Below are 22,855 nucleotides of genomic sequence, written 5' to 3' on the forward strand. Positions count from 1 at the left end.
GAGCCGCTCGCCCGCGAAGACGACGGCGCGCAGGTTGAGCCGGTCGATGCGCGGGTCGCCGTCGGCGGCCATGGCCACCAGCGAGCGGAACGCGGTCGGGGTCTGGCACAGGATGGTGGCCCCGGTCCCGACCAGCAGGCTCAGGAACTCGTCGGGCGAGCGGGTGACCGTCGCGGGGACGACCACCAGGCGGCCGCCGTGCAGCAGGGCGCCCCACATCTCCCACACCGACACGTCGAAGGCGTAGGAGTGGAAGAGCGGCCAGACGTCCTGGGCGTCGAAGTGGTAGTGACGCTCACTGCTGGTGAACAGGCGCAGGACGTTGGCGTGGCTGAGGGCGACGCCCTTGGGCTTGCCGGTCGAGCCGGAGGTGTAGATGACGTAGATCAGGTTGTCCGGGGTGACCGCGGTGGCCGGCGCGACGGCCGGAAGCCCGGCGATCAGCGCCTGCTCCGCCTCGTCGTCCAGCACCACGACCCGGCCCTCGAACGAGCCCGTCAGCCGGCCGGCCAGCGAGGACTCGGTCACCAGGATCCGGGCACCCGCGTCCTGAAGGATGTAGGACAGGCGCTCGTCCGGGTTCACCGGGTCCAGCGGCAGGTAGGCCGCACCCGACTTCATCACACCCAGCAGGGTCGGAACCAGGTCCAGACCGCGCTCCAGCGAGACACCCACGAGGTCGTCCGGACCGGCACCCAGCGCGACCAGGCGCTGCGCCAGCCTGTTGGCCCGCTCGTCCACCTCGGCATACGTCAACGACTCGGCGCCGAAGACCACCGCGACCGCGTCCGGAGTACGGACCGCCTGCTCCGCGAACACCTCGTGCAGGCAACCGTCGACCGGCACCTCCACCGTGGCGTTCCACTCACCCACCAGCGAGGCCCGCTCCGCCCCCGGCAGGCACGCCACCGAGGCGTCCCCGTCGAAGTCCGCGACCATCGCCTCCAGCACCAGCCGGTACATCTCCGCCAGCCGCGCCAGGTTCCGCCCGCTCAGCACCTCGGTGGTGCTGCCGATGGAGATCCGGCCGCGGGCCGCGGTGACGTTGACCGCGAACTCGTTCACCCCGTCGCCGATGTTGGCGTCGACGTCGACGGTGTCGGTGTCGACCTGGTGGAAGTCCTGGTGGTCGAAGAGCATCGTGATCAGGCGCTCGCCGGTGCCGCTGTCGCGCTGGATGGCGGGCAGCGGGTAACGGCGGTGGGCCCAGATCTCCGACTCGCGGGCGTACACGCCCTCCACCAGTTCACGCCAGGTGCCGGACGGACGGGTGGCCGGGAACGGCAGCGTGTTCAGGTGCATGCCCAGCACCCGCTCCGCACCCGGCGCCTCCAGACGCCCGTGGTAGACCACACCGGTGTGGAAGGCCTCCTCCGAGGTCAGCGAACCCAGCACCTTCAGGTGCGCGGCCAGCAGCACACTCTTCAGCGAGGTGCGCGCGCGGGCGGCGAGTCGGCGCAGGTCCTCCTCCAGGTCCGCGAACGGTGCGTGGGCCCAGTGCCGCTCGACGGTGCCGGTGCTCTCGCCCCAGCCGGCGGGCACGAGCATGGGCGCGTGCCGGCCGATGACGTCCCGCCAGAAGGCGCGGTCCTGCTCGGAGGCCAGCGACTCCAGCTCGGCCGCGATGAAGTCGGCGTACCGGACGGCCGGCGCCTCCTCGTCAGTGGCCTCGCCCCGGTCGCGCAGCTGCTGGTAGGCGGCCACGATCTCGGTCATCAGGGAGTTGGCGGTCCAGCCCTCGGTCACCGCGTGGCAGTGGCTGAGGACCAGGCGCCAGGCCTCGTCCGACTCCAGGTGGACGGCGAGCCGGACCAGCGGGGCGGCGGTCACGTCGAACGGGGTGGCGCGGTCCAGCGCGGCGAACTCCGCGCGGGCGGCGTCGAGCCCGGCCGCGTCGAGCTCGCGCAGGTCGTGCAGCGAGAGCGGCAGCTCGGCGGTGGCGTGGACGAACTGGAGCGGCTGCGAGTAGCCGGTCATCTCGACCGAGGTGCGCAGGATGTCGTGCCGCTGCACGACGTGCGCGAGGGCGGCGCGCAGCGTCTCCGGCTGGAAGGGCCGGGTGTCCGGGATCAGGAAGGAGTTGAGGTTGTGGTAGACGGCGGTGCCCGGGTTCGCCATCATCTCGACGAGCATGCCGGTCTGGACCTGCGACAGCGGGTAGGCGTCCACGACGCCCTCGGGCAGCGCGGCCCGGTCCTCGTCACCGATCAGCGCGAACGGCTCCACCGTGGTGACCAGCGATGCGCCGGCCTCCTGACCGCTCAGCTTCTGAGCCAGGCGGGCGACGGTCCGCAGCTCGAAGACGTCCTGCACCGTCACGTCGTAGCCGGTGGCGCGCAGGGCGCCGACCAGGCGGACGACGCGGATGGAGTCGCCGCCGAGGTCGAAGAAGCTGTCCTCGATGCCGACCCGGGTGACGCCGAGGACGTCCGACCAGACGGCCGCCAGCCTCTCCTCCACCGGGGTACGCGGCGCCACGTACGCGGACTGCGCGAACGCGTCGGCGTCCGGGGCGGGCAGGGCCTTGTGGTCGACCTTGCCGCTGTTGGTCAGCGGGATGACGTCCAGGGCGACGAAGGCCGTGGGGACCATGTACTCCGGCAGCGAGCGGGCCAGGAACTCCCGCAGCGCGGCCGTGTCCGGAACCGAGTCGTCAGCCGGGACCACGTAGGCGACCAGGGACTTGTCACCCTGGGCGTCCTCGTGCGCGGCCACGACGGCGTCGCGGACGGAGGTGTGCTCGCGCAGGGCGCTCTCGATCTCGCCGAGCTCGATGCGGTAGCCGCGGATCTTCACCTGGCCGTCGATGCGGCCCAGGCACTCCAGAGTGCCGTCCGGGAGGACACGGGCCAGGTCACCGGTCGCGTAGAGGCGGGAGCCGGCCGGCCCGAAGGGGTTGGGGACGAACTTCTCGGCCGTCAGGTCCGGGCGGCCCAGGTAGCCGCGGGCCAGACCGTCACCGCCGATGAACAGCTCGCCGGTCACACCCTGCGGCACCGGGTTCAGGTCCACGTCCAGGACATGGAGCTGGGTGTTGGCCAGCGGGCCGCCGATCGAGACCTGCTCGACGCCGTCCGGGACCTCGCCCTGGGCGGACCAGATCGTCGTCTCGGTCGGACCGTAGACGTTGACCAGGCGGCCGACCTGCGGCAGCAGCTCCCGCGCCAGGCCGGCGGTCAGCGCCTCGCCGCCGACGAGCGCGGTGACGGCGTAGTTGTCGAAGCCGGCCTCGAGCAGCAGGCGCCAGCCCGACGGAGTCGCCTGGACGTGGGTGACCCGGTTTCGGGCCACCAGCTCGACGAGCGCGGCGGCGTCCTTGGCCTGTTCGGCCGAGGCCAGGACGATCTTCCCGCCGGTGATCAGCGGCAGGTGCAGCTCCAGACCCGAGATGTCGAACGACACCGAGGTCGAGGCCAGCCACGTGCCCGGGCGGCCGGGGGTCACGTCGTCGCGGATCGAACCCAGCAGGTTCACCAGCGCACCGTGGCCGATCATCACACCCTTGGGGCGACCGGTGGATCCGGAGGTGTAGAGCACGTACGCCAGTTCGTCGGCGGCCGGGGTGACGCCCTCCCAGCTCACCTCGGAACCGCCGGCCAGCTCCAGCCACGGACCGGCGTACTCACCGAGCCGGTCCGTCGGGTCGGCGTCGGTCAGGACGAGCGCGGCACCCGAGTCGGTGAGCATGTAACCCACCCGCTCGGCCGGAAGCGACGGGTCCACCGGAAGGTAAGCGGCACCCGCCTTCCACACACCCAGCATCGCCGCCAGGACACCGGGGCCGCGGTCCAGGTACAGGCCCACCACCGAACCGGACCCGACCCCCTGCCCACGCAGCCGGCCCGCGATCCGCGACGACCACGCATCCAGCTCGCCATACGACACCCGCTCCTCACCGAACACCACCGCAACCGCATCCGGCGAAGCAACCGCACGAGCGCGGAAGAGGTCGAGGGACAGCTCGCGCTGGTCTGGTTCCGTACGCATCCGAGGCACTGCGGTCTGCTCCAAGTGGGGTATGTAGGCGGCGGTGGCGTCGCCTTCGGGGTCCGAGGCCATGGCTTCGAGTACGAGCCGGTACATGGCGGAGAGCTGTTCGGCGCGATCCCGGCCGAGCTCGTCTGTGCTGGACTTGATCGCGAGGACACCGCCGGTGGCGATGACCGCGAGCGCGAACTCGTTGACGCCGACGCCCAGCCCCGCACCGGCGTCCACGGTGCCGGTGTCGACCTGGTGGAAGTTCTGGTGGTCGAACATCACCGTGAGCAGGCGCTCGCGGGTGCCGCTGTCGCGCTGGACGGCGGGCAGCGGGTAGCGGCGGTGGGCCCAGGTCTCCGCTTCCTGGGCGTAGACCTGCTCCACCAGCTGGCGCCAGGTGCCGGACGGGCGGGTGGCGGGGAACGGCAGCGTGTTCAGGTGCATGCCCAGCACCCGCTCGGCGCCCGGCGCCTCCAGACGCCCGTGGTAGACCACGCCGGTATGAAAGGCCCGCTCCGGGCTGAGCATGCTCAGCACCTTGAGGTGGGCGGCCAGCAGCACGCTCTTCAGCGAGGTGCTCGTGCGGCGCGCCAGCCGGCGCAGCCCGTCCTCCAGGTCGCGGTAGTCGACCTCCAGGCGGTAGGGCTCCTTCGCACCGCCCTGGGCGCGCCACCCCGACGGCAGCTCGAACGGCGTGTGGTCGGCGACGACGTTCCGCCAGAAGGCGCGGTCCTCCTCGGAGGCCAGCGACTCCAGCTCGGCCGCGATGAAGTCCGCGTAGCGGACCGATGGCGCCTCGTAGGCGGGCAGCTCACGGCCGTCGCGCAGGTGCTGGTAGGACGCCAGCAGCTCCATGAGCAGCGAGTGGTAGCTCCAGCCCTCGGCGATGGCGTGGTTGTAGGTGAAGGTCAGTCGCCAGGCCTCGTCCGACTCCAGGTGGATCGCGATCCGCAGCAGTGGAGCGGTCCCGAGGTCGAACGACTCGGCCTTCTCCCGGGCGGTGAAGGCCAGTAGTGCGGCACGCTGCCCGTCGACCGTCAGACCCCGCAGGTCCTCGATGCGGACGGGGATCGTCGCCTCCGCATGCACCAGTTGCAGGGGCTGGCTGTACGTCTCGAAGTCCAGCGAGGTGCGCAGGGCCTCGTGGCGGCCGGTCACGACGGCGGCGGCCTTCGTGAGGGCGTCGAGGTCGAAGGGCGTGGTGTCCGGGATGCGGAAGGAGTTGATGTTCAGGTAGGCGGACTCGCCCCGGCCCTGGGCGGCCATCATCTCGACGAGCATGCCGGTCTGGATCTGCGACAGCGGGTAGGCGTCCACGACACCCTCGGGCAGCGCGGCCCGGTCCCCGTCACTGATCAGCGCGAACGGCTCCACCGCGGTGACCAGCGATGCGCCGCCGTTCCCGGCGAGAACACCGGCGAGGCCGGCGATGGTGGTGTGGGTGAAGACCGTCCGGATGGAAGCCTCGTAGCCGGCGGCCCGCAGGGCGCCGACCAGACGGACGACGCGGATGGAGTCGCCGCCGAGCTCGAAGAAGCTGTCCTCGACACCGACCCGGGCGACGCCCAGGACGTCCGACCAGATGGCGGCCAGACGCTCCTCCAGCGGGGTGCGCGGGGCGACGATCTCGGCGCTGGCGAAAGCGGTCTGGTCGACAACCGGCAGGGCCTTGTGGTCGACCTTGCCGCTGTTGGTCAGCGGGATGACGTCCAGAGCAACGAAGGCGGTCGGCACCATGTACTCGGGCAGCGAGCGGGCCAGGAACTCCCGCAGCACGACCGTGTCCGGAGCCGAGTCGTCGGCACTGACGACGTAGGCGACCAGGGACTTGTCCCCGTGCGCGTCCTCCTGGGCCGTCACGACGGCGTCACGAACCCAGGCGTGCTCGCACAGGGCGCTCTCGATCTCGCCGAGCTCGATGCGGTAGCCGCGCACCTTCACCTGACCGTCGATGCGGCCCAGGCACTCCAGAGTGCCGTCCGCGAGGACACGGGCCAGGTCACCCGTCGCGTACAGGCGGGAGCCGGCCGGCCCGAAGGGGTTCGGAACGAACTTCTCCGCCGTCAGGTCCGGGCGGCCCAGGTAACCACGGGCCAGACCGTCACCACCGATGAACAGCTCACCCGTCACACCCTGCGGCACCAGCTGAAGGCCACCGTCCAGAACGTGCAGCCGGGTGTTGGCCAGCGGACCACCGATCGAGACCCGCTCCACCCCCTCCGGGACCTCGCCCTGCGCGGACCAGATCGTCGTCTCGGTCGGACCGTAGACGTTCACCAGACGATCGACCTTCGGCAGCAGCTCCCGCGCCAGGCCGGCGGTCAGCGCCTCACCACCGACGAGCGCGGTGACGGCGTAGTTGTCGAAGCCCGCCGCCAGCAGCAGACGCCAACCCGACGGAGTCGCCTGGACATGGGTGACCTCGTTGCGGGCCACCAGCTCCACCAGCGCCGTCGCGTCCTTGGCCTGTTCGGCCGAGGCCAGGACGATCTTCCCTCCGGTGATCAGCGGCAGGTGCAGCTCCAGACCCGAGATGTCGAACGACACCGACGTCGAAGCCAGCCACGTGCCCGGAGCACCCGGAGTCACGTCGTCACGGATCGAACCCAACAGGTTCACCAGCGCACCGTGCCCGATCATCACACCCTTGGGGCGACCGGTCGAACCCGAGGTGTAGAGGACGTACGCCAGCTCATCGACAGCCGGGACGATGCCGTCCCAGCTCACCTCGGAACCGCCGTCCAGCGCCAGCCACGGACCCGCGTACTCACCCAGACGACCAGCCGGGTCGGCGTCGGTCAGGACGAGCGCGGCACCCGAGTCGGCGAGCATGTAGCCCACCCGCTCGGCCGGAAGCGACGGATCGACCGGAACATACGCAGCCCCCGCCTTCCACACACCCAGCATCGCCGCCACAACACCCGGACCACGGTCCACAAACAGACCCACAACCGATCCGGACCCGACCCCCCGCCCGCGCAGCCGGCCCGCGATCCGCGAGGACCACGTGTCCAGCTCGCCGTACGAAACCCGCTCCTCACCGAACACCACCGCGACCGCATCCGGCGAAGCAACCGCACGAGCCCGGAACAACTCCAGAGCCGAACCCGCACCCCACTCCACGACCGAACCACCACGCAGCAGAACAGCACGCTCCGCCTCCGGCAACACCACACCCGACGCGTCACCGTCCGGATCCGCCGCCATCGCCTCCAGCACCAGCCGGTACAGCGCACCCAGCCGCTCGAGTGCGGCCCGGCTCACGACGTCCGACGTCGTGTTGAGGGCGATGTGCCCGTCGGAGGCGGTCACGTTGAGCGCGAACTCGTTGCCGCCGATGTCCTGCTGGACCGAGGTGCCGACGCTCGCGGTGCCGAGCTGGCCGAAGTCCTGGTACTCGAAGAGGACGGAGACGAGCCGCTCGCGGGTGCCGCTGTCGCGCTGGATGGCGGGCAGCGGGTAGCGGCGGTGGGCCCAGATCTCCGACTCCTGCGCGAAGATCCGCTCCACCACCTCGCGCCAGGTGCCCGACGCACGGGTGGCGGGGAACGGCAGGGTGTTCAGGTGCATGCCCAGCACCCGCTCCGCACCCGGCGCCTCCAGACGCCCGTGGTAGACCACGCCCGCGTGAATGGCCTCCTCCGCGCTGAGCATGCCCAGCACCTTGAGGTGCGCCGCCAGCAGCACGCTCTTCACCGAGGCCTTGGCGTCGTTGGCGAGCCGGTGCAGCTCCTCCTCCAGGTCGAGGAAGGGCACCCGTACGCCGTGCCGGTCGCGCGTACCGCCCTGCGGGTCGGCCCACGACTCCGGCAGTCGCAGCGGCGCGTGCTCCGCCACCACGTCCTGCCAGAAGGCGCGGTCCTCCTCGGAGGCCAGCGACTCCAGCTCCGCCGCGACGAAGTCCGCGAACCGGACGGCCGGCGCCTCGTAGGCGGGCAGCTCACGGCCGTCGCGCAGCTCCCGGTAGCACTCCACCAGCTCCATCAGCAGCGTGTTCAGGGTCCAGCCGTCGGTGACGGCGTGGCAGTGGCTGAGGGTGAGCGACCAGGCGTCGTCCGACTCGATGTTCACGCCGACGCGCAGCAGCGGGGCGACGGTCAGGTCGAAGGCGCTGTCGCGCTCGTGGGCGAGGCCGGCGGCCTCGCGGCGTTCCTGCTCCGCGGTGTCCAGGCCGCGCAGGTCCTCGACGCGCAGCGGGAGGTCACCGGTCTCGGCGTGGACGAGCTGGAGCGGCTGGGAGTAGCCGTTGAGGTGGATGGACGTGCGCAGCGCCTGGTGGCGGTTCAGGACCTCCCGCAGGGCTCCGCGCAGCGCGTCCTGGTCGAGCGGGCGACCGTCGGCCATCCGGAAGAGGTTGACGTTGTGGTAGACGTCCTTGCCCGCGCCGTCGTCCTGGGCGGCCAGCATCTCGGCCAGCATGCCGGTCTGGATCTGCGACAGCGGGTAGGCGTCCACGACGCCCTCGGGCAGCGCGGCGCGGTCCTCGTCGCCGATCAGTGCGAACGGCTCCACCGCGGTGACCAGCGACCCGTCGGTGGCCTGGCCGGTGAGGTGCTCGGCGAGGGACGCGACGGTGCGGTGCTGGAAGACGTCCCGGACGGTGAGGTCGTAGCCGGCGGTGCGCAGGGCGCCGACCAGGCGGACGACGCCGATGGAGTCGCCGCCGAGCTCGAAGAAGCTGTCGAGGACGCTGATGCGCTGCAGGCCGAGCACCTCGCCCCAGATCCCGGTCAGCTCCTCCTCGAGGGCGGTGGCCGGCGCGCGGTGGCCGCCGGCGGCCGCTTCGCCCGGGGCGGGCAGCGCGCGGTGGTCGACCTTGCCGTTTCCGGTCAGCGGGATGCTGTCGATGGCGACGAAGGCGGTCGGCACCATGTACTCGGGCAGCGCGGCGGCCAGGTGGGCGCGCAGCACCTCCGGGTCGAAGGTGTCGCCGTCGGCGGCGACCACGTAGGCGGTGAGCCGCTTGTTGCCGGGGCTGGGTTCGCGCACGCTGACGACGGTGTCCCCGACGGTCGGGTGCAGGCGCAGGCGGGCCTCGATCTCGCCGAGTTCGATGCGGTAGCCGCGGATCTTGACCTGGTTGTCGATGCGGCCGAGGAAGTCCAGCGAGCCGTCCGCGAGCCAGCGGGCCAGGTCGCCGGCGCGGTAGAGGCGGGACCCGGCCGGGCCGAAGGGGTTGGGGACGAACTTCTCCGCCGTCAGGTCCGGGCGGCCCAGGTACCCGCGGGCCAGACCGTCGCCGCCGATGTAGATCTCGCCCGGCACCCCGACGGGGACGGGGGCGAGGTCGTCGGTGAGGACGTACATGGTGCTGTTGGGGATGGGCTCCCCGAGCGGGATGAGCTCGGCCGCGGGCAGGTCGGTGATCGGGCTGCCGGAGTTGCCGATGGTGATCTCGGTCGGGCCGTACTCCGAGCCGACCATGGTGCCGCCGGGGCCGGCGAGCCGCTGCCAGCGGTCGGCGAGCGAGGTGGGGAAGGTGTCGCCGGCCGCGATCACCAGGCCGGCGAGGCCGTGGGCCTGCTCGGGGGTGAGCTGGTGGGTGAGCAGGTCGAGGTGGCCGGGGGTGAGCTTGATGAAGCTGAACGGGCCGGCCGCCGCGAGGGCGGGGCCGAGGGTGGCGGTGTCGAGGTCCATCGGCATGAGGTGGACCGACTGGCCGGTGATCAGCGGGGTGAAGAGGTCGGGGATGCCGAGGTCGAAGGAGATGGAGGAGAACAGCGGCGCGCCGGCGTTCCCGTGGGCGGCGTACGAACCGACGGTCCACCGCAGGTAGTTGGCGAGGCCGTGCTGGTGGATCATGACGCCCTTGGGGCGCCCGGTGGAGCCGGAGGTGTAGATGACGTAGGCCAGCGCCTGCGGGTCGAGCGGGACGAGGGGGTCGGTGTCCGGCTGCTCGTCGACGAGGTACTGGTCCTGGTCCAGCACGAGGAAGGTGCCGTAGTGGATGCCGGCCAGGGTGGGGATGTGCTGGCCGGTGGTGACCACGATCGACGCCTGGGTGTCCTCCAGCATGAAGCGGAGGCGGTCGATGGGGACGCTCGGGTCCAGCGGGAGGTAGGCGGCGCCGGCCTTCCAGATGCCGACCAGGGTGGGGACGAGGTGGACGTCGCGGTTCAGGCAGACGCCGATGAGCATGTCGGGGCGGGCGCCCAGTTCGAGCACGCACCGGGCGATCCGGTTGGACTGCTCGTCCAGCTCGCGGTAGGTGAGGTGCTCCTCGCCGACGACGACGGCGACCGCGTCGGGGGTGGCGGCGGCCTGGGCGCGGATCAGGTCGACGGTGAGCTGCGGCCGCTCGGCGGCTCCGCCGTCGGCCCAGGTGCCGAGCACCAGGCGGCGCTCCTCCTCGGGGAGGATCTCCAGGGTGGACAGCGGCGCCCCGGGGTCGGCGGTGGCGCTCTCCAGCACCTGGACGTACTGGCGGGCGAAGCGCTCGGCGGTGGTCCGGTCGAACAGCGCGGTGGCGAAGTCCAGCCGGGCGTTGAGCGGGCCGTCCTGGACGTCCTCGACGTCCAGGGTGAGGTCGACCTTGGCGATGCCCTCACCGGATTCGCGCCGCACGGAGACGCCGGGCAGCTCCAGGCCGGCGTCGCGCTGCTCGCGCATGATGAAGTCGACCTGGTAGAGCGGGGTGCGGGAGAGGTCGCGCTCGGGCTGCAGCTCGTCCACGAGGCGGGCGAACGGCACGGCCTGGTGTTCGTACGCGTCGAGGACGGTGCCGCGGCCGGCGGTGACCAGTTCGGCGAAGGACGGGTCGCCGGTCCAGGCGGCGCGGGCCACCAGGACGTTGATGCCGTAGCCGACGAGTTCCTGCAGCTCGGGGCGGTTGCGTCCGGAGACGGTCACGCCGACCGGGATGTCGGTGCTGCGGGTGTAGCGGGAGAGCAGCACCTGGTAGGCGGTGAGCAGGACGACGAAGCGGGTGACGCCGTGCCGGCGGGCGAGTTCGCCGACGCGCCCGGCCAGGTCGGCCGGGATGCTGAACGGCACCGAGGCGCCGCTCGGGTCGCGCAGGGCGGGCCGCTGACGGTCGGTGGGCAGGTCCAGTACCGGCAGACCGGCGAGCTGCTCGCGCCAGTAGGAGAGCTGGCGCTCCAGGGCGGGGCCGCTCAGTTCGCCGCGCTGCCAGGCCGCATAGTCGGCGTACTGGAGGGGCAGCGGGGCCGGCTGGTCGTCCTGGCCGGTGACGGCCGCGCGGTAGAACCGGTCCAGCTCCCGCGTGACGATGCCCACCGACCAGGCGTCGCAGGCGATGTGGTGGAGGGTGACGACGAGCAGGTGGTCGTCGTCGGCCAGGGTGAACAGCTTCGCCCGCACCGGCCACTCGCGCTCCAGGTCGAAGGGGGCGGTGGCCTCCTCCTCCGCCAGGGCGCGGGCCCGCACCTCCCGGTCGTCGGCCGGGAGGTGCGACAGGTCGACGACGGCGATGTCCAGCGGCCGGGCCGCGTCGACCCGCTGCACCGGGCGCTCGCCCACCAGCGCGTACCGGGTGCGCAGGATCTCGTGCCGTGCCACGATCCGGTCCCAGGCGGTGCGCAGGGCGCCGACGTCCAGCGCGCCGGTCAGCCGCAGCGCCAGCGGGACGAGGTACTCAGGGCTCTCGGGGTCCATCCGGTTGAGGACCCACATCTGCTCCTGACCGAACGAGAGCGGCAGCGGCTGCTCGCGGTCGGCGGCGGTGATGGCTGGCCGGTGGTTGCCGCGCTTGCCCGCCAGGCGGCGGCGCAGCAGCTCCTCCCGCAGGTTGGCCGCGTTCTGCTTGGTGGACGACTTGTCGCCGGTGTTCATGATCCCTGGTCTCCCGCCAGCGCTAGTTGTCGATGAGCTCGGAGTCGGCAAGCCGCTCGATCTCCGCCTTGATCTCGTTCTCGATCGCCTCGGCCAGTCCGCGGACCGTAGGCATGTCGAACACCGTTCGAATGGTGAGGTTGACGTCGAACTCGTCCTGGAGCTGCGCGGTCATGCGGATCGCGAGGATCGAGTGGCCGCCGATCTCGAAGAAGCTGTCCAGGACGCTGACCCGTTCCAGGCCGAGGATGTCCGCCCAGATCTCGGCGATGCGCTCCTCGGTGGGGGTGGCCGGCGCGCAGTGGTCGCCGGCCGGAGCCTCGACGGCGGGCAGGGCCCGGTGGTCCAGCTTCCCGTTCGAGGTCAGCGGGATGGCCAGCAGCTCCGAGACGGTGGCGGGGACCATGTACTCCGGCAGCGCCCCGGCCAGGTGGGCGCGGATGGCCTGCGGGTCGGCGGTGCCGCTCTCGGGGACGACGTAGGCGGCGAGGGACTTCTCCCCCCGGTCGTCCGTGCGCAGCACGACCACGGCGTCCCTGATGCCCGGAATCGCGGTCAACTGGGCCTGGATCTCGCCGAGTTCGATCCGGTAGCCGCGCAGCTTGACCTGATCGTCGATGCGGCCGAGGAACTCGATGGCGCCGTCGGGGAGCCGGCGGGTCAGGTCGCCGGTGCGGTACAGCCGGGAGCCGGCCGGGCCGAACGGGTCCGGAACGAACTTCTCCGCGGTCAGGTCCGGCCGGCCGAGGTAGCCGCGGGCCACTCCGTCGCCGCCGATGTGGAGCTCGCCGGCGACCCCGACCGGGGCGAGCCGGCCGTTGCCGTCCAGGACGTAGCCGGTGGTGTTGGGCAGGGAGCCGCCCAGCGGCACCGGCTGGTCGTAGGCGGTGACCACCGGGTGGGCGGTGGAGCCGATCGACGCCTCGGTCGGCCCGTACTCGTTGATGAGCCGGCCTGCGCCGAGGATCTCCCGCCAGTGGTTGGCGGTGCGGGCGGTCAGCGCCTCACCGGCGACCAGGATCAGCCGGGCGAGCCGCTCGCACTGTTCGGCGGTGAGCTGGTGGCTGAGCAGTTCCAGGTGACCGGGGGTGAGCTTGACGAAGCTGAACGGGCCGGCCGCCGCGAGGGCGGGGCCGAGGCCGGACAGGTCCAGGTCGGCCGGCAGGACGTGCACCGGCTGCCCCGTGATCAGGGGGACGTAGAGATTGGTCGCCGGGAGGTCGAAGGCGACGGAGGAGAACAGCGGGGCGCCGCCCTCGCCGGTGACCAGGTCGCGGGCCGCCCAGCGCAGGTGGTTGACCAGGCCGTGCTGGGTGACCATGACGCCCTTGGGCTTGCCGGTCGAGCCCGAGGTGTAGATGACGTAGGCGAGGTGGTCCGGGTCGCCGGGACGCGCCGGGGCGTCGGCGCGGCGGGCCGCAATGGCCTGCTCGTCCCGGTCGACGAAGACCCGGGCGCCGGCGAAGGACTCGGTGAGGGCGGTGAGCGGGGACTCGGTGACCAGGACGGGGGCGCCGCAGTCGGCCAGGACGTGGCTCAGCCGCTCGGCCGGGTTGGCCGGGTCCAGCGGGACGTAGCCGGCCCCGGCCTTCCAGACGCCGAGCAGTGCGGTGACCAGCCCGGGGCCCCGCTCCAGGCAGACGCCGACCAGGGTGTCCGGGCGGGCACCGTTGGCGATGAGGTGGTGGGCCATCCGGTTGGCCTGCTCGTCGAGCTCCCGGTAGGTGAGCACCTGTCCGCCGCTGATCAGGGCGGGGGCGTCGGGGGTCTCGGCGGCACGGGCCTCGAACAGGTCGATGACCGAGCCGGGCTCCCACGTCTGCCGGGTGTCGTTCCAGCCGGTCGACAGCTCCTCTCGCTCGGCGTCGGTGAGGATGTCCAGCTCGGCGAGCGCCGAACCGGGGTCGGTGACGGCGGACTCCAGCAGCCGCAGGAAGTGGTCGGCCAGCCGCTCGATCGTGGCGTGCTCGAACAGCGAACTGGCGTACTCGAAGGCGCCGGTCCAGCTGCCGTCGGCCTCCGCGCGGACGTACAGGGTCAGGTCGGTCTTGGCGACCCGGCGGGCGTCGCGCAGGAAGCCGATGTCCTCGCGGTCGGGCATGCCCGCGGCCAGCTGCTCGTCGTGCATGTTGAACGCGACCTGGTACAGCGGGGTCCGGGAGAGGTCGCGCTCGGGCCGCAGCTCCTCGACCAGGTGCTCGAACGGCAGGTCCTGGTGGGCGAAGGCGGACAGGCAGGAGGTGCGGACGTCCTGCAGGGCGGTGGCGAAGGACTGCCGGTCGTCGAGGCGGCAGCGCAGCACCAGGGAGTTGAGGAAGAAGCCGACCATGGGCTCGGTCTCGGCGCGGGTGCGGCCGGCGACCGGCGCGCCCACCACGACGTCCCACTGCCCGGTGTGCCGGGCGAGCAGGGTGCCGAAGGTGGTGAGCAGGGTCATGAACGGGGTGGCCTCGTGCCGGCGGCCGAACGCCTTGGCCGCGGCGGCCAGCGGGCCGGGGACGGTGAAGGTGACGACGCCGCCGCGCCCGTCGCGCTCGGCCGGGCGGGGGTGGTCGACGGGCAGTTCCAGCGGGGCGGCCCCGGCCAGGGCGGTCCGCCAGTGGTCGAGGCTCTCGGCGAGCCTCTCCTTGCTGCGCCACTCCTGCTGCCAGGCGGCGAAGTCGGCGTACTGCAGGTGGAGTTCGGGCAGATCGGCGCTGCGGCCCGCGCGGTGCGCCTCGACCAGCTCGCGGAACTCGCTCTCCAGGACCGCGGTGGACCAGCCGTCGCAGGCGATGTGGTGGAAGGTGATCAGGAGCAGCCGGTCGCCGTCGCCCTCACCGCAGAGCAGGGCCCGCCACAGGCGCCCGGAGGAGAGGTCGAAGCCGGTGTCGAACTGCTCCTGGCAGGCCATGAGCAGCTCCTCGCGGGTGCCCTCGACGACCTTCAGCTCGATCGGCCGGTGGGCCTCGACGACCTGCAGCGGCTCGCCGTCCTGGCTCAGGTAGCGGGTGCGCAGGGCCTCGTGGCGCTCGCCGAGGGCGTCGAGGGCGGCCCGGACGGCCTCCGGCCCGGTGTCCGCGGCCACCCGCAGGGACAGCGAGGAGACCCATTCCGGGCTCTGCGGCTGCATCGAGTCCATGAACCACAGGCGGCGCTGGCCGTAGGACAGCGGCAGCGCGGTGTCGCGCGGCACGGCGGTGACGGCGGGCGGGGTCGCCCGGTCGGCGCCGCCGTCGGGATCGATCAGGCGGGCCTGCTCGCGCACGGTCACCGCGGTGAACAGGTCGGCGAGGGCGATCTGACGGCCGGTCGCCGCGCGCAGCTGCTCGGCGAGCTGGGTGATGACCAGCGAGTAGCCGCCGAGCTGGAAGAAGTTGTCGTCGGCACCGACCCGCTCCACCTCCAGGAGGCGGGACCACGCCTGGGCGACGATCTGCTCGGCCTCGGTGGCGGGGGCCGTGTAGGGCGGGCGCCCCGCGGTGCGCGGTGCCTGCCGGTCGTCACCGGCGGTGGCGGTGACCTCTCCGGTGCGACCCAGGTACTCCAGGGCGCCGTCGGTGCGCCAGCGGGCCAGGTCGCCGGTGCGGTGGAGGCGGGAGCCGGGGGGACCGTACTGGGCGGGGACGAAGGCCGCCGCGGTCAGGGCGGGGGCGCCCAGGTAGCCGTGGGCGGCACCGAGGCCGGCGACGTGGATCTCGCCGGGGACACCCGGCGGGACCGGGCTGCCCTCCTCGTCCAGGACGAGGACGCGGACGTTGTCGATCGGACGCCCGAGGACGGCGTGGGGCGCGTCCTGCCCGGCGTCGAAGGGGTGGGCGGTGACGGCGAGGGCGCCCGGTCCGTAGACGTGCCAGAGCGCGGCCCCGGGCAGGGCCTTGAGAACCGACCGGCCGAGGTCCGCCTCCAGCGGGGTGCCCACGGCGAGCACGAGCCTGACGGCGGAGCGGTCCGCCGTCTCCTGGCCGCCCGCCAGGTCGGCGAGCAGGTCGGGAGTGGCCGGCAGGACGGTCACCCGCTGTCCGGCGACGAGGTGCGCCAGCCGTCCCGGCTCGGCGGCCTCCTCCGGCGTCGCCAGCACCGCGGTCGCGCCGGCGGCCAGTGCGGTGAACACCGGCCACGGGGCGTCGACGGCGCGGTCCAGGTGGAGGATCCGGTCGGCGGCGCCGATCCCGTGCCGGCGCGCCGTCCAGCGGACCTGGTTGGCCAGGGCCGCGTGCTCGACGACCAGAGCCGTGCCGTCCGGGCCCCGGCTCACCCAGGCGCTCTCCGAGGTCGCCCCGGGGTCGGTCGCCGGGAAGAACGAGATGTCCTCCTCGTCCGCGTCCAGGAGCACCACCCGCACGCCCTCGCCCGCCACCTCGGCCGCGAACCGCTCCAGGGTGAGGACGACGCCGACGGCGCTGCCCTGCTGGATCCGGCGCAGGTGCGCGGCCGGCCCGTCGGCGTCCAGCGGCACGGCGACCGCGCCGGCCCGCCAGACGCCGAGGACGGCCGACGGCAGCTCGGCACTGTGCGGCAGGTGGGTGCCGACCAGGCTCTCCGGGCGGACACCGGCGTCGCGCAGGTAGTGCGCGAGCCGGTTGGCCGCCTCGTCGAGCGCCGCGTAGGTGATCTCCTGGTTGCCGTGGCGAACGGCGACCGTGTCCGGAGCCTGGGCTGCCAGGTCCGCGATGAGACGGGTGAGGGGCGTCTGACGTGCCACGAGTGCTCCGAGCGTGGTCAGGAGGGACGGGGAAAGGGGGTGGGGAGGGGGGAGGGTCAGGCGGCGTTCTCGGCCATGCGCTGACGCAGGCTCAGCGGGCGCATGTCGGTCCACACCGTGCCGATGTGGGACAGGCATTCCTCCTTGGTGCCGCGGGTACCTTCGGCGCGCCAGCCGGCGGGCAGCTCACGCTCGGCCCGCCAGATCGAGTACTGCTCCTCGTCGTTGAGCACGACCAGGTACTCCTGCGCGTTCTGCTCGGACATTTCGCTCCCAATACGTGTCTTCGTCCGCCTGGTGACGGACGGCGGCAATGCTTGAATACCTACTCTCCGAGTGGCCCTATAGGTGGTCTATATCTCACCCCGAGCGGCGCGGACGAGCCCTCAGATATGTGACATGAACACTCAGAATTTACGCATATGCCCAGGTCAGAGCGATTGGATCGGCCCTATATTCAACGGATTGAATTTTGTAGACGGAATATAGAAAAGCGAAAGATCCTCTCTACTCAGTGATTCCGTGCGCTGCCCGCGGCGGAGGTGCCGCCGATGGCGGAGAAAGGGAAAAGGCTGTGATGACGGATCGCCTGGCGTGGAAGCCCCTGGAGATCGGCCCGGAGAGTTCGGGCGTGGCCGGCGACGCGGAGGGACTCCTCGCCGAGCTCCGGCGAACGGATGTCGCCGCGCTGCTGACCGAACGGAAGGCACTGGTGTTCCGGGGCTTCGGCGTCACCGAGGAGACGCTCGGCACCGTCATGGACGAACTGCTGCCGAACCGGGCGGCCTACGTCCACGGGAACTCACCGCGGACCAAGGTCGGCCGGAACGTGTACACCTCGACGGAGTACCCGGCCGAGTTCGTCATCTCGATGCACAACGAGCTCTCGTACGCCCATGCCTGGCCGGAGCGGCTGCTGTTCTTCTGCGCCGTCCAGCCCGGAACCGGCGGGGCCACCCCGGTGGTCGACGCCGCGCTGTGGCTGGAGTCGCTGGACGCCGAGGTGCGCGAGGCCTTCGCGGGCGGCGTCCGCTACACCCAGAACCTGCACGGCGGCCGCGGTCTCGGCAAGAGCTGGCAGGAAACCTTCGAGACCGACGACCCGGCGGAGGTCGAGCGGTTCCTGGCCGGCGCCGAGGCCGAGTGGCAGTGGCGTCCCGGCAACGCCCTGCGCGTGGTCCAGAACCGCCCCGCCACCGTGAGGCACCCGGTCACCGGCGCGGAGGTCTGGTTCAACCAGGCCGACCAGTGGCACCCGGCGATGCTCGGCGCGGACGCCGCCGCCCTGGCCAGGGTGATGCCCGCCGACGAGCTGCCGCAGTCGGTGAGCTTCGCCGACGGCGGCGCCATCCCGCCCGAGTACGTCACCCAGATCCGCGACCGCGGTCTGGAGGCCGCGGTCGACGTGGACTGGCGCACCGGCGACCTGCTGCTGATCGACAACCTCCTGGTCGCCCACGGCCGCCGGCCCTTCACCGGCGACCGCCGCGTCCTGGTGGCGATGTCCAGCTGAGGCCCTGACCGCCCGTACGGCCCCTAGAAGATCGGGAGAAGAGGAAACCCCATGACCACACTGCTGCCTGAACCGGTTCTGGCGCCCGCCGACAACCGGCTCACGCTGACGCTGTCCGAGCAGGAGCGGCGCGAGGTCGCGCTGCTGGCGACGCAACTGGCCTACACCGCGCCGCGGCTGATCGACGACCCCGTGTGGGTGGAAGCGGCACGGGAGCTCTCGTGCCGCCTGCCGCACCGCGTGCAGGAGGTGATCCGCGCCTACCGCCACGACCCCGGCGAGGACGGCATCCTCGCGCTGCGCAACCTGCCGGTCGTCGAGGAGGAGCTGCCGTTCACCCCGGCCGTACCGGACTCGGTCGAGCGCGAGGCAGCCGTGCCGGCCGCGATCGCCGCGCTCGTCGCGCTGAACCTCGGGGAGATCGTCGCCTACCGCGAGGAGAAGTTCGGCGCCCTCGTCCAGAACGTCGTGCCCGTCCCCGGCCGGGAGACCTCGCAGAGCAACGCCGGCTCCGTGCCGCTCGAACTCCACGTGGAGAACGCGTTCCACCCGCACCGCCCCGACTTCGTCGGACTGCTGTGCCTGCGCAACGACCGCACCCGCACCGCCGGCACGCTCGTCACCTCGGTGCGCAACACCCTGGGCCTGCTGCCCGAGCACGTCGTCGAGGTGCTGGGCCAGCCGCGCTTCCGCACGTCCCCGCCGCCGTCCTTCGGCAGCGGGGACTCCGGCCCGGTGCACCCGGTGTTCAGCGGCAGCCCGGCGGACCCCAACGTCCGCGTCGACTTCCACGCCACCGAGGCGCTGGACGAGGAGGCCGGGTCCGCCCTGACCGCGCTGCGCGACGCCTTCCTGCGGACCGCGCGCACGCTCGTCCTCCAGCAGGGCGAGATGGCCTTCGTCGACAACCGGGTCACCCTCCACGGACGCACCGCGTTCGAGCCGAGCTACGACGGCTTCGACCGCTGGCTGCACCGCACCTTCGTGAACCTGGACAACCGCCGCACCCGCGGACGGCGGCCCGGCAACGGCAGCGTCCTGGTGTGAGCGGCGGCGCGCTGGTCGCGGACCTGTTCTCCCCGCCGGTCGAGGTCGCGGAGGCGTTCGCCGACCTCGACGGGGTCCCGCTCTTCCCCGAGGAGCGGGCGGTGCTCACGCACGCCGTGCGGCGCCGGCGCCGGGAGTTCGCCACCGTCCGCGCCTGCGCCCGAACCGCGCTGGCACGGCTTGGGACGCCCCCGGCGGCTCTGGTGCCGGGGCCGTCCGGCGCCCCGTCCTGGCCGCCCGGCTTTGTCGGCTCCATGACCCACTGCCCCGGGTACCGGGCCGCCGCGGTGGCACCCGCGGCCACGGTGGCCTCCCTGGGCCTGGACGCCGAACCCGACGAACCGCTGCCCTTCAAGCTGGGGATGGTGGCGGTCGAGGAGGAGCGGTCGATGGTGGCGGTCCTCCTCGACCGCCGCCCCGACGTGCGCTGGGACCGACTGCTCTTCAGCGCCAAGGAGAGCGTCTACAAGGCCTGGTACCCACTGACCGGCAGCTGGCTGGACTTCGACCAGGCCGTCATCACCTTCGAGGCCGACTCCCCGGTCTTCACGGCCCGTCTGCTGGTACCGGGCCCCGTCGTGTCGGGTGTGCGGCTGGCCGGCTTCGAGGGGGCCTGGTCCGCCTGCCGCGGACTCCTGGTGACGGCGGTCACCGTCCCCGCCGACCCGGCGCTCGCCGGGAGCGGTTGAACACCCACTGCTCGACGCCCACTGCTCGACACCCTGCCCGTCACGACGCCTCCGGCCGCCGCTCCCCGCGCGGACCGGGGGCGTCCGTGCGTCCCCGGGAAGGGTGGTGACGGAGCCCAGACCACCGGGGGTAATGGTCTGGGCTCCGTCCGAACCGCCACCGGCTCCGGCGGCCGCGAGAACGGCGGTCGCCGTGCTGCTCACCGGTGGCGGTGGTCTCTCAGCGGTGGATGTCGATACCGCCGCTGTTGGTCTTCACCATGACGCTGTGCTTGGAGTTCCGGTCGATCGGCAGGTCGATCTTCGGGGAGCTGTTCGCGCTCTGCGCCTGGATGTAGTAGTCCGAGGACGGCAGGGTGATGTCCACGCCACCGTCGTGGGTGGTCACGTTCGCCGTGGTCGGGGCGGCGCGGAAGGCGGCCCGGACCTCGCCGTCCTTCGACGTCGCGTCCATCGTGTCCGAGCCCGCGCCTGCCACCTTGATCTGGCCGCTGCCGCTCTTCAGGGTCAGCGGGCCGGAGGGGTTGGTGAGGTCGATGGCGCCCGAGCGGGTGGTGATGTCGAGGCTGCCGGCCAGGTCGTGCCCGGTGGTCCAGGAGTCACCGGAGGACACCTTCGCCGCGAGCTGGGCGGGCAGCGTGATGTCGAGCTTGATGTCGCAGTCGCCCGAGCACGACTGCGAGACGGTGATGGTCCCGCCGGACGTACTGGTGGTGACGGTCGGCGGGCTGTCGGTGTACTTGCCGGTCGCCGTGACGTGCACCGCGGAGTCGTTGCTGGGGCTCAGTGAGACGCCCGCGTTGGCCGTGTTGACGGTCAGCAGCGTGACGGAGGCGGCGTCGGCCTGGTCGGTCTGGGAAAAGTCCTTTTGACCGGGCAGCACCTTGAGCATCGTCCAGGCGCCCGCCCCGATGACGACGAGCAGGACGAGCAGCGCGGTACCCGTGATGAGCGACTTGTTGTTCTTGCCAGAGGACATGCTTTCAAGCTCCCAAGTAGCGTAGGACAGCCAGGACCCGGCGGTTCTCGCCGTCCTCCGGGTGCAGGCCGAACTTCGTGAAGATGTTGCTGATGTGCTTTTCGACTGCGGCGGGCCCGACGACCAGCTGGGCGGCGATCCCCGAGTTGGAGCGGCCTTCCGCCATGGCGGACAGCACGTCCTTCTCCCGGGGGGACAGCGAGCTCAGCGGGTCCTTCCTGCGGCTGCGGGCCAGCATCTGCTTGACGACCTCGGGGTCCAGCACGGTGTCCCCCAACAGCACCCGCTTCAGCGCGCCGACGAACTCGTCGACGTCCGAGACGCGGTCCTTCAGGAGGTAGCCGACTCCCTGCCCGTCGTCGCCGATCAGGTCGACGGCATAGCTCTGCTCGACGTACGCGGACAGCACGAGCACCCCGACATCCGGCCACCGGTTGCGGATCACCAGCGCGGCGCGCAGGCCCTCGTCCACGAAGGTCGGCGGCATCCGCACGTCGACCACGCACACGTCGGGCCGGTGTGTGGCCACCGCCCGCAGCAGGGCCTCTCCGTCACCGACCGCCGCCAGGACCTCGATGCCCTGTTCCTCGAGGAGAAGCACCATGCCCTGCCGCAGCAGTGCGGAATCCTCGGCGATCACTACACGCATTGCATTTCCACCTCGATCGTGGTCGGTCCGCCCACCGGGCTCGTGACCGTCAGCTTTCCGTCCAGCCCGGCCACCCGGTCCGCCAGACCGGTGAGGCCGCTGCCCCGGGCGGGATCGGCACCGCCGATCCCGTCGTCGCCGATCGCGACCATCAGCCGGTCGCCGATCCGCCGCACCAGCACCCAGGCGCTGGTCGCCGCGGAGTGCTTGCCGACGTTGGCCAGTGCCTCGGTCACCACGAAGTACGCGGCTCCCTCGACGGTGGCGGACGGCCTGGGCTCCACCTCGACGTCGACCGTCACCGGGATCGGCGAGCGGGCGGCCACCGCGGAGAGCGCGGCGTCCAGGCCCCGGTCGGTGAGCACCGGCGGGTGCAGGCCCCGGGTCAGGTCCCGCAGCTCGACGATGGCCTGGCGGGCCTCGTCGCGAGCACTGTCGACCAGTTCCGCAGTGGCCTCCTGGCCGGAACCCTTGAGCCGGGAGCTGACCCGTCCCAGGGTCATCGCCATGGCGACCAGCCGCTGCTGCGCACCGTCGTGCAGATCCCGCTCGATGCGCCGGCGTTCGGCCTCCGCCGCGTCCATGGCCCTGGCCCGGCTCTGCGTCAGGTACTCGACCCGGCGGGTGAGCTCCACGTCCCGACCCGGGGCGAGCAGGGACCGGGCGATGCCCGTGTCCAGGGCCAGCAGGGCGCGCACCGCGACCGGTGACACCGTAGCACCGAGGATCAGGCCCGCCGTCGCGACCGCCAGGGCGGTCAGCGGATTGTCGACGACCAGCGGGCCGATCGCCGCCTGTCCGTTCGGCAGGCCGAAGTAGTAGAAGGGCAGCAGCGCCAGCATCACCGGGCCGGCCCACAGGAGCGCCACCGCGAAGAAGTTCAGCAGCGACACCGGCATCAGCAGGGTGAAGTACGCGGCCTGCCGCCAGACCGGCTCGCTGCCGAGGACCGAGGCCGTGGACTGCAGCGGACGCATCGACAGCTCGGGGGCCTGCTGCCCGGCGATCTCCACTCCGGTGAGCATGGCGAACCTGCTGCGTTCGACCCGCGCCAACCGGTGCAGCGCCCATCCGGCGCCGACCACGAGGGGGATTCCGGTGAGGGCGACGGGCAGCAGCATGATGCCGGTCGCCAGCAGCGCCAGGACGGCGAAGCCGGCCAGCGCCATGACCCCGTCGGTGGCCAGGTGCGCGGACGCCAGCCACAGTTCGGGGGTGCGCAGTGCCCTGAGGGGGTTGTGCGACAGGCCCCGGCTCCCGGGTACGGCCGTCGGCCTCGGGTTGTCCATCATCAGTTCTCAGCCCCGTCGTCCGTCGGGGCCGGCCCATCGGCGCTTCTGCTCGTCCACGGCCGGCCCACGCTCCTTGCTCATCCATCTGCTGAACTCCGGGAAACAGTAGGTGTGGGGGCCGCGTCGGCGGCACAGGGGCAACCCACGGACATGGGGTAGGGAAAACCCACCGCGGGCCCGTGGGTCTCCATGACTGCCCGCAGTGACCGCGACCGGCAGAGTTGTGGACGTAC

General features: G+C 72.1%; 9 protein-coding genes (1 of these 9 only partly in view). 3 read left to right on the top strand and 6 right to left on the bottom strand.

Going from position 1 to position 22,855, the window contains the following annotated elements; translation table 11 throughout:
- The 3 genes in view from ACFU6K_RS00480 to ACFU6K_RS00490 are tightly spaced (at most 56 nt apart) and all read right to left on the bottom strand, a layout consistent with a single transcriptional unit that may run on beyond the window.
- Nucleotides 1-11,769, bottom strand: the start of a protein-coding gene (locus ACFU6K_RS00480) for a non-ribosomal peptide synthase/polyketide synthase (protein ID WP_380660039.1). The gene continues 16,119 nt to the left of window position 1, outside the view; the window shows 11,769 of its 27,888 coding nt (coding positions 1-11,769); its start codon is at nucleotides 11,767-11,769; its stop codon lies off the left edge, out of view.
- A gap of 22 nt (nucleotides 11,770-11,791) precedes the next feature.
- Complete coding sequence (locus ACFU6K_RS00485) at nucleotides 11,792-16,453, bottom strand: amino acid adenylation domain-containing protein (protein WP_380660040.1); 4,662 nt, start codon at nucleotides 16,451-16,453, stop codon at nucleotides 11,792-11,794.
- A 56-nt stretch (nucleotides 16,454-16,509) separates the two neighbouring features.
- On the bottom strand, nucleotides 16,510-16,719 hold the full coding sequence (locus ACFU6K_RS00490; RefSeq protein ID WP_375875770.1) for an MbtH family protein: 210 nt from the start codon (nucleotides 16,717-16,719) through the stop codon (nucleotides 16,510-16,512).
- Nucleotides 16,720-17,030: 311 nt separating this feature from the next.
- Here ACFU6K_RS00490 and ACFU6K_RS00495 point away from each other — a divergent pair, with 311 nt between their 5' ends.
- The 3 genes from ACFU6K_RS00495 to ACFU6K_RS00505 are packed head-to-tail and all read left to right on the top strand — an operon-like array spanning nucleotide 17,031 to nucleotide 19,702.
- Nucleotides 17,031-17,966 carry a TauD/TfdA family dioxygenase gene (locus ACFU6K_RS00495; RefSeq protein ID WP_380660041.1) on the top strand — a complete coding sequence of 312 codons (936 nt, stop codon included), beginning with the start codon at nucleotides 17,031-17,033 and terminating at the stop codon, nucleotides 17,964-17,966.
- Nucleotides 17,967-18,017: 51 nt separating this feature from the next.
- Nucleotides 18,018-19,013, top strand: a complete 996-nt coding sequence (locus ACFU6K_RS00500) for a TauD/TfdA family dioxygenase (protein ID WP_380660042.1) — start codon at nucleotides 18,018-18,020, stop codon at nucleotides 19,011-19,013.
- Nucleotides 19,010-19,702, top strand: coding sequence for a 4'-phosphopantetheinyl transferase (locus ACFU6K_RS00505; RefSeq protein ID WP_380660043.1), 693 nt, complete (start codon nucleotides 19,010-19,012; stop codon nucleotides 19,700-19,702). Before ACFU6K_RS00500 ends, ACFU6K_RS00505 begins: the two co-directional genes overlap by 4 nt.
- A gap of 220 nt (nucleotides 19,703-19,922) precedes the next feature.
- Here the strand turns inward: ACFU6K_RS00505 and ACFU6K_RS00510 are convergent, their stop codons facing one another.
- Genes ACFU6K_RS00510 through ACFU6K_RS00520 form a run of 3 tightly spaced genes read right to left on the bottom strand, consistent with a single transcriptional unit; the run spans nucleotide 19,923 to nucleotide 22,622 of the window.
- Nucleotides 19,923-20,681, bottom strand: a complete 759-nt coding sequence (locus ACFU6K_RS00510; RefSeq protein ID WP_380660044.1) for a DUF4097 family beta strand repeat-containing protein — start codon at nucleotides 20,679-20,681, stop codon at nucleotides 19,923-19,925.
- 4 nt (nucleotides 20,682-20,685) lie between these two features.
- Nucleotides 20,686-21,330: a response regulator gene (locus ACFU6K_RS00515; protein WP_380660045.1), complete on the bottom strand. Its 645-nt coding sequence runs from the start codon at nucleotides 21,328-21,330 to the stop codon at nucleotides 20,686-20,688.
- The gene (locus ACFU6K_RS00520; protein WP_380660046.1) at nucleotides 21,321-22,622 is read right to left on the bottom strand and encodes a sensor histidine kinase; all 1,302 of its coding nucleotides are present in this window, start codon (nucleotides 22,620-22,622) and stop codon (nucleotides 21,321-21,323) included. The genes ACFU6K_RS00515 and ACFU6K_RS00520 overlap by 10 nt, the downstream gene beginning before the upstream one ends.
- Nucleotides 22,623-22,855: the final 233 nt, after the last annotated feature.

The sequence above is a fragment of the Kitasatospora sp. NPDC057512 genome (assembly GCF_042802135.1).
Taxonomy (GTDB): Bacteria; Actinomycetota; Actinomycetes; order Streptomycetales; family Streptomycetaceae; genus Kitasatospora.